The sequence below is a fragment of the Burkholderia sp. Ax-1720 genome (assembly GCF_011753035.1).
GTDB classification, from domain to species: domain Bacteria; phylum Pseudomonadota; class Gammaproteobacteria; order Burkholderiales; family Burkholderiaceae; genus Burkholderia; species Burkholderia gladioli.
This window is the reverse complement of the sequence record NZ_VWWK01000432.1, coordinates 1-1,242: the sequence shown is the minus strand read 5'-3', so window position 1 is coordinate 1,242 and position 1,242 is coordinate 1. Positions and strand designations below refer to the sequence as shown.

Here is a 1,242-nt window from a genome sequence, read left to right as displayed (position 1 = left end):
GCGCGCGGTGGGCGAGGCGGCGCGCGAGCAGTTCGAGGCGCTCGGCGCGGCCGACCTGGCCGCCTGAGCGACAGCGGGCGACGCGACTTCGGGCCGGCCGCCTCGTTGCGTGGCTCGCGACGCGGCTCACGTCGTTCGTCCTCGCTGCTTCCCCCGCTTCAGCGCCGCATCCGATTCCCTCGCCAGCGACCCTCAAGCCGCATCGCGCGACGCGATCTCCGCGGCCGCCGCGCGCCCCGCCGCGACCAGGATCGCGTCGTTCTGCGGGGTATGGATCCGGCTGCACAGCACGTCGCGATGATGGCGCTCCAGCGGATGACGACGGCTCAGCCCGTGATTGCCCGACAACTGCAGCGCCAGCTCGGTGACGCGGATCGCATGGTTCGTCACCGTGTACTTGACCAGGCCGGCGCTCACCACGTCGGGCGGCGCGCCCGCGTCGGCGCGCTCGGTCAGTTCGTCGAGCAGCACACGATTGGCCAGCAGCAGCGCCTCGATCTCGCCTAGCGTCTCCTGCACGCGCGGCAGCGTCGCCAGCGGCGCGCCCAGGCTGGCCGGCGCGCGCGTGTTGACGAAACCCAGCAGCCAGTCGCGCGCGGCACGCGCCACCGCATCGTAGAGGCCGCCGAGCAGCGCGATCATCCAGGCCTGCTGGTCGGCCTGCGCGCCGCTATCGGCCTGGGCCGCGCCCGAGGGCAGCCAGTCGGCAGGCGCGCGCAGGTCGGCGGCATGCTCGAAGGGAATCCAGGCATCGTCGAACACCACCTCGTGGCTGCCCGAGGCGCGCAGCCCCAGGTGGTTCCAGCTCTCGATCACGCGGATCGCCTCGCCGCCTTCGCGCCGCTGCGCCTCGCGCGGCACCAGGAACACGCCCACGCGCGGCTCGGCTTCGTCGGTGCGCGCCCACACCGCCAGCCAGCGCAGCGCCGGAACGCCGGTGCTGTAGATCTTGTGCCCCGACAGGCGCCAGCCGTCGCCGTCGCGGCGCGCGACGGTGGCCGGCAAGCCGCCGCGCGAGGGCGAGCCCAATTCGGGTTCGACGCGCAGCGCGTTGATCAGCGCGCCCTGCTCCACCGCGCTGGCATAAACCCGCCGCCGCAGCGCCTCGGGCCAGCGGCTGTCCTCGCGCACCAGCGCGCGATGCTGCAGATAGGTCATGGTCAGTACCAGGGCGGTGGCCGCGTCGGCGCGCGCGATGCCGGCCACGATGCGGCGCGCGCGGGCCAGCGAGGCACCGCCGCC

1 protein-coding gene is annotated in these 1,242 nt (G+C 74.3%); it reads right to left on the bottom strand.

The genetic code is table 11. The annotated features are described in order from the left end of the window. Positions 1–192: 192 nt before the first annotated feature. The coding region (locus F3J18_RS37445) for an acyl-CoA dehydrogenase family protein (RefSeq protein WP_166917197.1) at positions 193–1,242 on the bottom strand (1,050 nt) is incomplete at its 5' end.